Here is a 14,045-nt window from a genome sequence, read left to right as displayed (position 1 = left end):
CTGGCGTTGACTTTTGGCACGCTGTTGAGTTCTCAAGGAACGGACGCTTCCTTTGTACTCACCCTCTCGGGCTTTCCTCCGGGCGCTTCCCTTCGTTGTGTTCCAAACTCTATCAGGTCTTTTTCGACTCCCTGACCACTCATCTGCGAGCACGCAGAAGCTGACCCAGGGATTAGGATCTGACTTGATAGGTGCTGCCGAGTCCGGGCGCTTGACCGCGTCGCTTGCCTCAGGCAGGAGTCCGACTGTACATGGGGGCGCTGGGTAGCCGCAAATCGTTTGTGCAGTGCCCCTACTCAGTCAACCGGGACCTCTCGCGCGGAACCGGGACTTTTTATGACTTACGCTTCTGAACAGTGCGCCGTCCGGGACAGGCAGTGACGGCGGCTACGAATCTCCGCCCCCTGGGAGGCATGCCATGACCAGCGTGACGTCACCGCTTGCAGGACGCGCCATCGGGCTCGCCGCGGTACCGGACCCCGTGTTCTCCGGTGCGATGGTCGGCCCCGGTACGGCCATCGACCCCGCGCGGGAGCCCTCGGCGGCTGTCGCCCCCGTCGACGGCATCGTCGTCTCGCTTCACCCCCATGCCTTTGTCGTCGTGGACGACCAGGGGCACGGCGTGCTGACGCACCTGGGCATCGACACCGTACAGCTCAATGGTGAGGGCTTCGAGCTGCTCGTCAACAAGGGTGACACCGTGCAGCGCGGCCAGGAGATCGTGCGCTGGGACCCGGCGAGCGTCGAGGCGGCCGGCAAGTCTCCTATCTGCCCGATCGTGGCACTCGAGGCCACCGCCGAGTCCCTCGGCGGGCTCGTCGAGGAGGGTGACGTCAAGGCCGGGGACGCTCTCTTCAGCTGGAAGTGACGTCACAGCCGTCCCTGACGGTAAGTAGGACATCCACCGCGGCGGCTGGGCCCGTCGCTCTATTGGAGACGGGTGAAATGGAGACAACGCTGCGAGGCGTCGGCGTGAGCCACGGTGTGGCGATCGGCGAAGTTCGGCACATGGGGACGGCGGTGCTCGAGCCGCCGGCCAAGCAGATTCCCGCGGAAGAGGCCGAGCGCGAACAGGGGCGTGCCCGGCAGGCCGTGGAGGCTGTGGCGGCCGATCTGATCGCGCGCGGCAATCTGGCCGGTGGGGAGGCGCAGCACGTACTCGAGGCGCAGGCGATGATCGCCCAGGACCCCGAGCTCATGTCCGACGTCGACCGCCGCATCACGGTCGGCAGCACGGCGGAGCGCGGCATCTACGACGCGTTCTCCCACTACCGCGAACTGCTTGCCGGTGCCGGCGAGTACATGGCTGGTCGTGTCGCTGACCTCGATGACGTACGGAATCGCATCGTCGCGCGGTTGCTCGGCGTTCCGATGCCGGGTGTGCCGGACAGCGATGAGCCCTACGTCCTGATCGCGCGCGATCTTGCGCCCGCGGACACGGCGCTCCTTGACCCCGCGCTGGTGCTCGGCTTCGTCACCGAGGAGGGCGGGCCGACCAGTCACAGCGCGATTCTCGCGCGGGCGCTCGGGGTGCCCGCCGTTGTCGCTCTGCCGGGTGCGGGTGAGCTCGCCGAGGGCACCGTTGTGGCCGTGGACGGCAGCACCGGAGAGATCTTCGTCGACCCGAGTGCGGAGAAGCGGAGCCAGATGGAGGCCGCGGCCGCCGAGCGGAAGGCCGCGCTCGCCGCGTCGACCGGTCCGGGTGCGACGTCCGACGGTCACAAGGTGCCGCTGCTCGCCAACGTCGGCGGTCCCGCCGACGTGCCGGCGGCGGTGGAGGCCGGTGCCGAGGGTGTCGGTCTCTTCCGTACCGAGTTCCTGTTCCTCGACGACAGCACCAAGGCGCCGTCGGAGGAGAAGCAGGTCGAGGCATACCGCAAGGTGCTCGAGGCGTTCCCCGAGGGCCGGGTCGTGGTGCGTGTGCTCGACGCGGGCGCCGACAAGCCGCTCGACTTCCTGACGCCCGCCGATGAGCCGAACCCGGCGCTCGGTGTGCGGGGGCTTCGGTCGCTGCTCGAGCACCCCGATGTGCTGCGTACGCAGCTGACCGCGCTGGCCAAGGCCTCTGAGGGGCTGCCTGTCTACCTCGAGGTCATGGCTCCGATGGTCGCGGACCGTGCCGACGCCAAGGCGTTCGCGGACGCGTGCCGCGAGGCGGGGCTGCAGGCCAAGTTCGGCGCCATGGTGGAGATTCCGTCGGCGGCGCTGCGGGCGCGCTCGATCCTGCAGGAGGTCGAGTTCCTCTCGCTGGGCACCAACGACCTGGCCCAGTACGCCTTCGCCGCCGACCGCCAGGTGGGCGCGGTGTCGCGGCTGCAGGACCCGTGGCAGCCCGCGCTGCTCGACCTGGTCGCGCTGTCCGCCGAGTCGGCCAAGGCTGAGGGCAAGAGCTGTGGTGTCTGTGGCGAGGCGGCGTCCGACCCGCTGCTCGCGTGTGTGCTGACCGGTCTCGGCGTCACCTCCCTTTCCATGGGTGCGGCGTCGATTCCTTATGTGCGGGCGACGCTCGGCAAGTACACGCTGGCCCAGTGCGAGCGCGCGGCGGCCGCCGCGCGTGCCGCGGACAGCGCCGAGGACGCGCGGAAGGCCGCTCAGGCGGTTCTGTCCGGCGAGTAGACAGGTGCCGTGCGGGCCGCTCGGTCCGCTGAATGACGTGCGAGGGGCGTTCCATCCGATGTGGGTGGGGCGCCCCTCGGGCGTTCAGTGGCGGTGTCCCCCTTCGGATGCGTCGTCTCCGATGGGCGGGGCCGCGCAGTAGTCGACGCCGGATTCCGGGGCGACGAGGTCGCCCGAGATGGCGTCCGTGCAGTACGCGTCGAAGACTTCGGCCGCGGTGAGGGGCAGCAGGCGCTCGCCGTGCAGGCGCCAGCCTTGGACGCGGTCCGGCCTGCCGTCGGCGGTCGTGCGCATCACCAGGCCAGCGGCGCCGTGGGTGGCGATGCCGACGGCGAGGACCGTGGTGAACTCCAGGGCTTCGGATTCGTCGAGCCGTGTGATGGCCTCGGTGTCCTGTTCGACGTGCAGCGCGGCGAGGAGCGTCTCCTGGGCGGCGGGCAGGCTGCAGACCAGGTGCCGGGTGCCGGGCCCTGTGGTTTCGAGGAGCCGGACGAGCAGGTCCGATGCCCGGTCGAAGGCGGCCCTCCCGATGTCCTCGCCACAGACCGCGCACGCGCCGAGCCCGGCCAGGAGCATCGTGGCGTACTCCCAGGTGGCCTGGCGGACCGCCTCGTCGACGAGGTCGGGCAGGAGGTCCGAGAGCGGCTGGCCGTCGTAGGGGACGGTGGGCCCGGTGGAGGCCAGCTCGGCGGTGAAGCGGGTGCGGCTGGCCGGTGCGTCCGGTTCCAGGCCGCTGTCTGCGCAGTACTCCTCGTACTCCTCTGGGTCGAAGAGCGCGATGGTGGTGTGCCGGCCGTCGGAGGCGAGGGAGCGGAGCAGGCCTTCGGCCTGGCTCAGGTAGGTGGTGTGGTCGTCGAACGTGAAGGTGCGGTAGCGGCGCATCGCCGCGAAGTCCTCCTCGTCGGCCAACAGGCCGATGGTTCCGGCGACTTCGCGGCGCAGTGCGCGTCGCATGGTGCTGTGTTGCGTGCGGCCCATGATTCCCCCTGCGATCTGCTGATCAATGCTCACTCACAGTAACGGGAGGCACTGACAACGACCGCGGGACGGGAGTTGATCATGAGCGTCGGCGGCCCAGTTCCTCGTAGAAGCGGAGCAGTTCGAGGTTGTCCACCGATCCCGCGTTGACCGCCTTGTCCAGTGCGGCGCCTTGGAGCAGGCGCTTGACCGGGACCTCGATGCGCTTGCCGGTGAGGGTGTGCGGGATGCCGGGGACCTCGATGATCTCGTCGGGCACGTGGCGCGGGGAGAGCTGTGTGCGGATCGACTGCTTGATGCGGTCACGCAGAGCGTCGTCGAGGGTGGCGCCTGCGGCTAGGTGGATGAAGAGGGGCATCCAGTAGCCGCCTTCGGGTTCTTCGACGCCGATGACGAGGGATTCGCGGATCTCCGGGAGGCGTTCGACGACCTCGTAGATGTCGGCCGAACCCATGCGTACGCCTTGGCGGTTGAGCGTGGAGTCGGAGCGGCCGTGGATCACGACCGAGCCGCGCGAGGTCAGGGTGATCCAGTCGCCGTGGCGCCAGACTCCGGGATAGGTGTCGAAGTAGCTGTCGTGGTAGCGGCTGCCGTCGGGGTCGTTCCAGAAGTGGATCGGCATGGACGGCATCGGGTTGGTGACCACGAGTTCGCCGACCTCGTCGACGAGGGGCTTGCCCTGGGGGTCCCAGGACTGGAGGTCGGTGCCGAGGCCGGGGGCCTGGAGTTCGCCGATGTGGACGGGCAGGGTCGGCACGGCGCCGGCGAAGCAGGAGCACACGTCGGTGCCGCCGCTGACGGAGGCCATCCACAGGCCGCCCGGCCTGTCCGCGAACTCGTCGTGCAGCCAGCGGAATCCGTCGGGCGGCAGCGGGGAGCCGGTGGTGGCGACGCACTGGACGCGCGAGAGATCGAAGTCGCGGGCCGGGTGCACGCCCGCTTTGCGGCAGGCCATGACGTACGCGGCGGAGGTACCGAAGAGGGTGGCTCCCGTGCGTTCGGCGATGCGCCACTGGGCGCCGGTGTCGGGATAGCCGGGGCTGCCGTCGTAGAGGACGATCGTGGTGCCCGTGAGGAGGCCGGAGACGAGGAAGTTCCACATCATCCAGCCGGTGGACGTGTACCAGAAGAAGCGGTCGTCTGGGCCCAGGTCGCAGTGCAGGCCGAGCTGCTTGAGGTGTTCGACGAGGATGCCGCCCTGGGACTGGACGATGGCCTTGGGCAGGCCCGTCGTGCCGGACGAGTAGAGCACCCACAGGGGGTGGTCGAAGGGGACCGGTTCGAAGACGGGGGCGGTGTCCGACGCGGTGAGTGCGGACCACTCCAGGGCGCCTTCGGGGGCCTCGGTGCCAAGGAGCGGGATGTGGACGACGGCGCGCAGGGTGGGCAGTTCGCGGCGCAGCTCGGCGACGGCGTCGCGGCGGTCGTGTTCCTTGCCGCCGTAGCGGTAGCCGTCGACGGTGAACAGGACGACCGGCTCGACCTGCTGGAAGCGGTCAAGGACGCTGCGGGCGCCGAAGTCCGGGGCGCAGGAGGTCCAGACGGCGCCGACGGCGGCGGTGGCCAGGAAGGCGACGACGGCCTGCGGGATGTTCGGGACGTAGCCGCTGACGCGGTCTCCGGGGCGTACGCCGAGTGCGCGTAGCTCCGCCGCCAGGGAGCCGACCTGGCGGCGCAGCTCTGCCCAGGTCACCGGGACCGGCTCGTGGGTCTCGTCAACGTGGAGGAGGGCGGGGTCGCTCGCGCGCGTGGGATCCTCCGCCGCGCGCAGGGCGTGTTCGGCGTAATTGAGGGTGGCCCCGGGGAACCATTCGGCGCCCGGCATGGAGCGGTCGCCGAGCACGCGCGCGTAGGGCGTCGAGAACCGTACGTCGAACCAGTCGGTCACGGCCTTCCAGAACGTGTCCAGTTCCGTCACCGACCAGCGGTGCAATGCCGCGTAGCCTCCGTCGGCGGGCGCTCCGTAGTGCTCGGCGGCCCACGCCTGGAAGCGTGTGATCCGCGCGCCGGCGATCCGATCCTGGTCGGGCTGCCAGAGCGCTGAAGGGTTCGCTGAGGACATGGGGCGGCTCCCGGGCTTTACGCGTCGTATGCGTGTGTGGTGCGCGCGTGCTGGTGTGCGCGCGACACGGCTGAAAAGGACGATGCCATGTGATCGATTTCGGCACCAGGGTGAGCCTCACACAGTCGGCGCGGCGACTGTGTGCCGTCACTCCAGGTGAACGGCAGTTGAACGATCCACACACGCGGCTTCTTCGGTGGCAGGGTGAGCAGCATGAACGGTCGTGACCTGGTGCGTTCGATGAAGGCGGTCGGTTTGGTCGGTACGGCGCAGGGGTTGCGTACGGTGCGGTCCTCTTGGCGGATGAAACGGGCGGACGCGGCCGGGCTCACCCCCCGGGGTGTCGAGCGCGCGCGGGTGCCCGGTCCGGTGACGGGCGTCGAGCCGGGGCCCGGGGGCGGGGTCGTGCGGTTCGCCCGTTCCGAACTGCGGGTGCGGGTCACGACGGGCGGGGCCGTCTTCTGGGGGTGGGACGGGGCGGAGCCCGATCCTTCGTACGCGTTGGTGAACGGGAGTCCCGAGGCGGATCCGCGGGCCGTCCTCGAGCCCGACAAGGAGGGCGGCTGGCGGGTGGTGTCGGAGCGGGCGACGGTTGTCATCTCGCGGCACGGTGCCGTCGAGCTGCGCACACCCGGCGGTCTGATGCTGCGCCGTGATCTGCCGCCGCGCTGGTGGGAGCCGGTCGGCGGGGGCGCGGCGCGCTGGTTCCAGCGGTCGCAAGTGGCGGCGGACGCGCGGTTCTTCGGGCTCGGGGGGCGTGCGCAGGGGCCGCGGCTGCGGGACGGGACGTACCGGCTGTGGAACTCCGACCCCGGGGGTGCGTTCGGGCCCGGTGACGGACCGCTGTACATCACCATGCCCGTGCAGCTGGTGGTGGCCGACGTCGGCTGCCATCTGGTCTTCCACGACAACACGTGGGACGGGACCGTGGCGGTGCGCGAGGGCCGGGAGGGTGCGGGATCGGGGCACGACCGGGCGGGTTCGTGCGAGGTGCGCATGGCGGGCGGGCCGCTGCGGTGCTGGGTCATGGTGGGCACTCCCGCGCGCGTGCTGCACACCTGGGCCTCCCTGACGGGGCCGCCGGCGCTGCCGCCCGCCTGGGCGCTCGGGCACCACCACGCCCGCTGGGGCTTCGGCGGTGAGCAGGAGGTGCGGCGGATCGTGGCGGGCTACCGGGACCGGGAGCTGCCGCTGGACGCCGTCCATCTGGACATCGACCACTACGAAGCGCATCAGGTGTTCACCGTCGACAAGGAGACCTATCCCCATCTGCCGCAGCTGGCCGACGAGTTGCTCGAAGGCGGTGTGCGGCTGGTGTCGATCGTCGACCCGGCGGTGAAGGCCGAACGGGGCAACGAGGTGTACGACAGCGGCACCACGTCCGACGCGTTTGTGCGGGACGCCGCGGGGCGGACGGTGCGGGGGGTCGTCTGGCCGGGTGAGGCGGTGTATCCGGACTTCACCGACGCGCGGGTGCGCGAGTGGTGGGGCGGGCTCTACAAGGAGCGTCTTGCGCAGGGTTTCGCGGGCTTCTGGCACGACATGAACGAGCCGGTGTCGTTCGCCGCCTTCGGGGAGCCGACGTTGCCGCGTTCGGCCCGGCACGCGTTGGAGGGGCGCGGCGGCGACCATCGGGAGGCGCACAACGTGTACGGCCTCGGCATGGCCCGTGCCGGGTACGAGGGGCTGCGTGAACTGCATCCCCAGGAGAGGCCGTTCGTGTTCTCGCGCTCCGGGTGGGCGGGGATGCAGCGCTACGGAGGGACCTGGTCCGGGGATGTGGCCACGGGCTGGCCGGGCTTGCGGGCCTCGCTGGCGCTGGTCCTCGGTCTGGGGCTGTGCGGTGTTCCGTATTCGGGACCTGATGTGGGCGGGTTCGACGGCAGTCCGTCGCCCGAGCTGTATCTGCGGTGGTTCCAACTGGGGGCGTATCTGCCGCTGTTCCGTACGCACGCGGCGCTGCGAGCCGGGCGCAGGGAGCCCTGGGAGTTCGGCCCCGCTGTGCTGGAGCACGCGCGCGTGGCGCTCGTCGAGCGCCGGCGGCTGCTGCCGTACTTCGTGACGCTGTCGCACCTGGCGCGGCGTACGGGGACGCCGTACGTGCGGCCCTTGTGGTGGGGCAGTCCGGAGGACCGGGGGCTGCGTGACTGCGAGGACGCGTTCCTGCTCGGGGACTGTCTCCTGGTGGCGCCGGTGCTCGAACCGGGAGCCGTCCGCCGCACGGTGCGGCTGCCTCGGGGGCGTTGGTACGACACGGCCACCGGGAAGGCGTACGAAGGACCTGCCCGGGTGCTCCTGGAGGCGCCGCTCTCCCGGGTGCCGGTGCTCGCGCGGGCCGGTGCGGTGCTGCCGGTGCGGGGCGCCGACGGAGGGCTCGAACTGGAGGTGTGGGCGCCCGCTCCGGGGCGTACCGGTGGCGGCCTGGTGATCAGGGACGCCGGTGACGGGTGGCATGAGCCGGAGATCGAGCGGTTCGCCGCGCGGTGGACCGACGGGCGTGTGGTGGTCGAACGGGACGGCAGGGACGGCGATGAGGACGCGGGCGATGTGGGGCTGCCGGTGACGGTCCGAGGTGTGGCGCAGGCTTCCCCGTAGCCATCGGCGACGGCTGGTGGCGCTCCCCCCAGGGCGTCAGTAGCGCCCGTCGAACCAGGCGCGCGCCGCCAGCGTGTGCAGAGGGAAGGCGAGTTCGGCCGGGCGGTGGAGGAGACTCCAGCCGTCCGTCTCGTCCGTCGGGGCGGAGCGGGGCAGCTCCGCCGCCGGGCGCTCCGGGAGCAGGCCGAAGAGCAGCAGGTATCCGTCGGGTGCGCTCAGCGCATCGGCGAGGCGGACGTCGTGGCTCGCCGCGCTGATGCCCGTCTCCTCCTTGAGCTCGCGGACGACGGCGTGCCGCCAGTCCTCCCGGTCGTCGATGAAGCCTCCGGGGAGGGCGACTCCCCCACGCGCGGGGGCGATGGTGCGGGTCACGACGACCAGGGCGGTGCCCTTGGTGTCGTACACGGGCTGAAGGGCCACCGCTACGGGCAGCGGATTGCGGTAGGCCACGGCGCCGCAGTCCTGGCACGTGCGGGGCCAGCCGGTCAGGTGCTCTCCGTAGGGCGCCCCGCAGCTCGAACAGTGGGAGTCCGGAACGGGGTTGGCGCGGTGCTGGGATGCGGACACGCCGCGGACTGTATCCGATCGCCCTGGTGCCGGTCTTTCGCTCCGGGACCTGGTCCTGATAGATGCAGGGTTCATGACAGGAATCGCCTCCGCCCTGCGGAATCTCGCCGTCACCGCCACCGCTCTCCTTGCCGTGGCCGCCACCTCCGCGCCCGCCCACGCGAAGCCCGAACCCAAGGCCCCTGACGGGTTCGTGGCGTTGCGCGACGTCGACCCGACGATCATCCAGGAGATGCGCTACGTCACGCCGCACAATTTCGTGGGCGAGCCCATCGACGGCTACAAGAAGCCGATGTGCATCCTCACGGAGCCGGCGGCCAAGGCACTGCACAAGGCCCAGCGCAAGCTGCTGCGCGAGGGCTACTCCCTGAAGGTGTACGACTGTTACCGGCCGCAGCGGGCCGTCGACCAGTTCGTGCACTGGGCCGAGGACCTCGACGACGAGCGCATGAAGGCGGAGTTCTATCCCCATGTCGACAAGTCGCGGCTGTTCGAGGACGGTTACATCGCCGCGAAGTCCGGGCACAGCCGCGGCTCGACGCTCGATCTGACGGTCGTGAAGCTACCCGCCCTGCCCACGCGCCCCTACGTCCCCGGAGAGGCGCTCACACCCTGCTACGGGCCCCAGGGCGAGCGCTTCCCCGACAACTCCGTGGACATGGGCACAGGGTTCGACTGCTTCGACACCCTCTCCCACACGGACGACCCGCGTATCACCGGTGAGCAGCGGGCCAACCGGGATCTGCTGGGGGGCGCGCTGACCGGGGTCGGGTTCGTGAACCTGCCCGAGGAGTGGTGGCACTTCACCTACAAGCCCGAACTCTTCCCGGACACCTATTTCGACTTCCCCGTGGCACGCCGGTCGTTGCCCGTGGCACACTTCTGACGTTCCGTCAGATCCAGTGTCGTGGAGGAGCCTTGTCGCGTACGCGTACTCCCGTGGTGGCCGACTGGTTCGCCGGGGAGGGAGACAACTTCCGTCTTCTGGGCACGCGCTGCTCGGCATGCGCCTGTGTCTTCTTCCCCCGCGAGGACGGCTTCTGCCGCAATCCCGGCTGCTCGGGCGGTGACCTCGACGAGGTGCCGCTCTCGCGGCGCGGCCGCGTCTGGTCGTACACCGACAGCCACTACCGGCCTCCCGCGCCCTATGTGTCGGATCCGGAACTCACCTGGCGCCCCTACACGTTGATCGCTGTGGAGCTGGAGGCCGAGCGCATGGTGGTGCTCGGACAGTCGGTTCCGGAGGTCACCGTCGCCGATCTGGAGGTCGGCATGGAGGTGGAGGTCGTCCCCGGCGTGCTCAACGAGGACGCGGAGACGACCTGGACGACGTGGTACTGGCGGCCGGTGGGGGTGAGCGCATGACCAGCGAGGTGGCGGTGCTCGGCGCGGGCATGCACCCGTGGGGCAAGTGGGGCCGGAGCTTCATCGAGTACGGCACGGCGGCGGCCCGCGCGGCCCTCGCCGACGCCGGGGTCGACTGGCGCGAGGTGGGTTCGATCGTCGGCGCGGACACCGTGCGCGGCGGGTATCCGGGGTACGTGGCGGGGGCCACGTTCGCGAAGGCGCTCGGCTGGCAGGGCGCGCGGGTGTCGAGCGTGTACGCGGCGTGCGCCTCCGGAGCCCAGGCGATCAACACGGCGCGTACGCAGATCCTTTCGGGCCTGGCCGATGTCGTCCTGGTGGTCGGGGCCGATGCCGCGCCCAAGGGATTCTTCCGGCCCGCGGGCGGGGACCGTCACGACGACCCCGACTGGCTCCGGTTCCGTGTCCTCGGGGCAACGAACCCCGCCTACTTCGGCCTTTACGCGCGCCGCCGGATGGCCGTGCACGGCGACACGCTGGAGGACTTCGCCCAGGTCAAGGTGAAGAACGCGGCCGCCGGATCGCTCAATCCGAACGCGCGCTACCGCAAGACCGTCACGGCGCAGGAAGTGGCCGAGTCCGCCACGGTCGCCGATCCGCTGCGGCTACTCGACATCTGCGCGACCTCCGACGGAGCGGCGGCGCTCGTGCTCTCCAGCATGGAGTTCGCACGGCGGCACGGCGCGGCGGACCCGGTGCGGCTCCGCGCGGTGTCCACGGTCACGCCGACGTACCCGAACACCGTCCTGGACCTGCCGGACATCGCGACGGACTCGGCGGCCGCCGTGCCGCCGGGCGACCTGACCTTCCGTGCCTCCATCGCGCATGCCGCGTACGAGGAAGCGGGCATCGGGCCGGACGACCTCTCCTTGGCGGAGGTGTACGACCTCTCCACCGCTCTTGAACTGCAGTGGTACGAGGACCTGGGGCTGTGCGGTGAGGGCGAGGGGGCCAAGCTGCTGCGAGAGGGGGCGACCGCTCCGGGCGGTCGCATACCGGTCAACGCCAGCGGCGGACTCGCGTCCTTCGGAGAGGCCGTCCCCGCTCAGGCCATCGCCCAAGTGTGCGAGCTGACCTGGCAGTTGCGCGGTGCGGCGGGGGCGCGGCAGGTGCCGGGGGCGCGCGTGGGGATCACCGCGAACCAAGGACTGTTCGGCCACGGATCCTCGGTCGTGGCGGTGCGCTGAGTCCTGCCACCGGTCATCGGCAGGTCTGTACGGAGGAAGGCCTCGCGCCGGTTAACCGTTGCCGTCGGCGACCTTGACGCTCCATCACCACCGGTGAACACTTCCGGTGTCAGTCGGCATCGCCGCACTTCGGCTCCGCGCCATTCAGGGCCGCTGTACGCGCGAAGGGTCTGCACGAAGGGCCTGTTCAGCGGGTCATCCCCCATGGGCGATTCGACTGCGACGGCACGCTCGCCATCGATGCCGGGCGGGGCGCGGGACACTCCTGCCCTCGGCTGAAGTCGCTGGGCGTAGCCAGGCAGTAGTCGTGGGAACGCACCCTGCACGGAGGACCGGGGACCAGCGCCCCGGGCGAGGGCCTAGGAGCCGCCATGTACTCGAATGGGGACATCTTCGTCGGTGAGATCATCGGCACCGCGATTCTGATTCTCTTCGGCGCCGGCGTATGCGCCGCCGTCACCCTGAACTATTCCAAGGCGAAAGCCTCCGGATGGATCGTCATCGCCTTCGGCTGGGGCTTCGGCGTGCTCGCGGGCGCGTACACCGCCGCGCCGCTCTCCGGCGGCCACCTCAACCCGGCCGTCACGATAGGCATCGCCGTCGACACCGAGAAGTGGGACAAGGTCTGGATCTATCTGCTCGGGCAGATGATCGGCGCCATGATCGGTGCCGTACTCGCGTACCTCGTCTACTTCGCGCAGTTCAACGCCAATGTGCCGCGCGGCGGCAAGAGCGACGGGGAGAGCGTGGACGAGCCGTTGCCGACCCTGGGCATCTTCTCCACCATCCCGGAGATCCGTAACCCGGTCGCCAACCTGCTCACCGAGATCATCGCGACCATCGGCCTGGTGCTTCCGCTGCTCGCCTTCGGCCTGACCAAGGGCCTCGGCGAGTCCGGCACGCTCGTCCTCATCGTCGCCTTCCTGGTCGTCGGCATCGGCCTCTCCCTGGGCGGGCCCACGGGCTACGCCATCAACCCGGCCCGCGACCTGGGCCCGCGCATCGTGCACACCTTCCTGCCGATCCCGAACAAGGGCACATCCGACTGGAGTTATGCCTGGATCCCCGTGGCCGGGCCCCTGATCGGCGGAGCCATCGCAGGTCTCATCTACAACGCAGCCTTCTGACTCAAGCTGACGCAAGGGGTAGCCATGCCGGACAACTCCGAGAAGTTCGTCGCCGCCATCGATCAGGGCACCACCTCAAGCCGCTGCATCATCTTCAATCACGCGGGCGAGATCGTCGCCGTCGACCAGCGGGAGCACCGCCAGATCTTCCCCAAGCCGGGCTGGGTGGAGCACGACGCCACCGAGATCTGGTCCAAGGTGCAGGCGGTGGTCGCCGGGGCGATCGCCAAGGCCGGGCTGCGTGCCGACCAGCTCAGCGCCCTCGGCATCACCAACCAGCGCGAGACGACGGTCCTGTGGGACCGCGCCACGGGCAAGCCCGTGCACAACGCGATCGTCTGGCAGGACACCCGGACGTCGGCGCTCTGCAACGAACTGGGCGGCGCGGACGGCCAGGACCGGTTCCGTGAGCAGACCGGTCTGCCGCTCGCGAGCTACTTCTCCGGGCCCAAAGCCGCCTGGCTGCTCGACAACGTGCCGGGCTTGCGGGCCCGCGCCGAGCGCGGGGAGATCGCCTTCGGCACCATCGACTCCTGGCTGATCTGGAACCTCACCGGCGGCACGGACGGCGGCGTCCACGTCACCGACGTCACCAACGCCGGGCGCACCATGCTGATGAACCTGGCCACGCTCCAGTGGGACCAGTCGATCCTGTCCGCGATGAACGTCCCCGAGGCGATCCTGCCGGAGATCAGGTCGTCGGCCGAGGTGTACGGCACGGCGGTCGGGCAGCTCTCCGGAGTGCCGGTCGCCTCCGCGCTCGGCGACCAGCAGGCGGCGATCTTCGGCCAGGCCTGCTACGACACGGGGACGGCCAAGAACACGTACGGAACGGGCAGTTTCCTGCTGCTCAACACCGGGAACAGGCCCGTCCCCTCCAAGAGCGGGCTGCTCACCACGATGGGCTACAAGATCGGCTCCGAGGCGCCCGTCTACTGCCTCGAAGGGGCCATCGCGATCACCGGCGCCCTGGTGCAGTGGTTCCGCGACCAGCTCGGCATCATCCGCAGCGCCGACGAGATCGAGCCCCTCGCCGCGAGCGTGGAGGACAACGGCGGCGCGTACATCGTGCCCGCGTTCTCCGGTCTCTTCGCCCCCTACTGGCGCTCGGACGCCCGCGGCGTCGTCACCGGCCTCACCCGGTACGTGACCAAGGCGCACCTCGCACGCGCCGTCCTGGAGGCGACCAGCTGGCAGACCCGCGAGGTCGTCGACGCCATGTACCAGGACTCCGGGGTGCAGCTGCGGAGCCTGAAGGTGGACGGCGGGATGACCAAGAACAATCTGCTGATGCAGCATCAGGCGGATGTGCTCGGCGTTCCGGTGATCCGGCCGCGGGTCTCCGAGACGACGTGTCTGGGTGCCGCGTACGCCGCCGGGCTCGCGACCGGCGTATGGAACGACCTGGACGAGCTGAAGGCCCACTGGCAGCGGGACGTGGAGTGGACGCCGGTGATGGACGCGGAGTCGCGTGAGCGCGAGTACCACAACTGGCACAAGGCGGTGGAGCGGAGCTTCGGCTGGCACGAGGACGGCGCAGGCTGAGCC

The 14,045-nt window shown here is 70.2% G+C and carries 11 protein-coding genes; 8 read left to right on the top strand and 3 right to left on the bottom strand.

Translation table 11 applies throughout. From position 1 onward, the window contains the following. Positions 1-418 precede the first annotated feature (418 nt). Positions 419-868, top strand: coding sequence for a PTS glucose transporter subunit IIA (locus tag AB0G47_RS40185; protein ID WP_360780857.1), 450 nt, complete (start codon positions 419-421; stop codon positions 866-868). Positions 869-945: 77 nt separating this feature from the next. Beyond that, positions 946-2,616 carry a phosphoenolpyruvate--protein phosphotransferase gene (gene ptsP / locus AB0G47_RS40180; protein WP_266869130.1) on the top strand — a complete coding sequence of 557 codons (1,671 nt, stop codon included), beginning with the start codon at positions 946-948 and terminating at the stop codon, positions 2,614-2,616. Positions 2,617-2,700: 84 nt separating this feature from the next. Here ptsP and AB0G47_RS40175 read toward each other — a convergent pair whose 3' ends face one another. Continuing rightward, complete coding sequence (locus AB0G47_RS40175) at positions 2,701-3,594, bottom strand: hypothetical protein (protein ID WP_360780853.1); 894 nt, start codon at positions 3,592-3,594, stop codon at positions 2,701-2,703. A gap of 79 nt (positions 3,595-3,673) precedes the next feature. After that, positions 3,674-5,656 (bottom strand): acetoacetate--CoA ligase, encoded by a 1,983-nt coding sequence (locus tag AB0G47_RS40170; RefSeq protein ID WP_360780850.1) that lies wholly within the window; start codon positions 5,654-5,656, stop codon positions 3,674-3,676. 213 nt (positions 5,657-5,869) lie between these two features. Here AB0G47_RS40170 and AB0G47_RS40165 point away from each other — a divergent pair, with 213 nt between their 5' ends. Then, a complete protein-coding gene (locus tag AB0G47_RS40165) occupies positions 5,870-8,251 on the top strand; it encodes a glycoside hydrolase family 31 protein (RefSeq protein ID WP_360780847.1) in 2,382 nt (793 codons plus the stop codon). A gap of 36 nt (positions 8,252-8,287) precedes the next feature. Here AB0G47_RS40165 and AB0G47_RS40160 read toward each other — a convergent pair whose 3' ends face one another. Beyond that, positions 8,288-8,818, bottom strand: coding sequence for an NUDIX domain-containing protein (locus tag AB0G47_RS40160; RefSeq protein WP_360780844.1), 531 nt, complete (start codon positions 8,816-8,818; stop codon positions 8,288-8,290). A gap of 73 nt (positions 8,819-8,891) precedes the next feature. Here AB0G47_RS40160 and AB0G47_RS40155 point away from each other — a divergent pair, with 73 nt between their 5' ends. From AB0G47_RS40155 to glpK, 5 genes are all read left to right on the top strand, one after another. Next, positions 8,892-9,704, top strand: a complete 813-nt coding sequence (locus AB0G47_RS40155) for a M15 family metallopeptidase (protein WP_360780841.1) — start codon at positions 8,892-8,894, stop codon at positions 9,702-9,704. A gap of 53 nt (positions 9,705-9,757) precedes the next feature. Continuing rightward, positions 9,758-10,183 (top strand): zinc ribbon domain-containing protein, encoded by a 426-nt coding sequence (locus tag AB0G47_RS40150; protein WP_360780862.1) that lies wholly within the window; start codon positions 9,758-9,760, stop codon positions 10,181-10,183. Further along, a complete protein-coding gene (locus AB0G47_RS40145) occupies positions 10,180-11,370 on the top strand; it encodes a lipid-transfer protein (RefSeq protein WP_360780838.1) in 1,191 nt (396 codons plus the stop codon). The genes AB0G47_RS40150 and AB0G47_RS40145 overlap by 4 nt, the downstream gene beginning before the upstream one ends. Positions 11,371-11,741: 371 nt before the next feature. Beyond that, a complete protein-coding gene (locus AB0G47_RS40140) occupies positions 11,742-12,497 on the top strand; it encodes an MIP/aquaporin family protein (RefSeq protein ID WP_360780834.1) in 756 nt (251 codons plus the stop codon). Between the two features lie 24 nt (positions 12,498-12,521). Beyond that, positions 12,522-14,042, top strand: a complete 1,521-nt coding sequence (gene glpK, locus AB0G47_RS40135; protein WP_360780831.1) for a glycerol kinase GlpK — start codon at positions 12,522-12,524, stop codon at positions 14,040-14,042. The last annotated feature ends 3 nt before the right edge of the window (positions 14,043-14,045 follow it).

The sequence above is a fragment of the Streptomyces sp. NPDC021622 genome (genome assembly GCF_040640795.1).
GTDB lineage: Bacteria > Actinomycetota > Actinomycetes > Streptomycetales > Streptomycetaceae > Streptomyces.
Note: the sequence above shows the minus strand (reverse complement) of the source record. Positions and strands in the feature narration are given on the sequence as shown.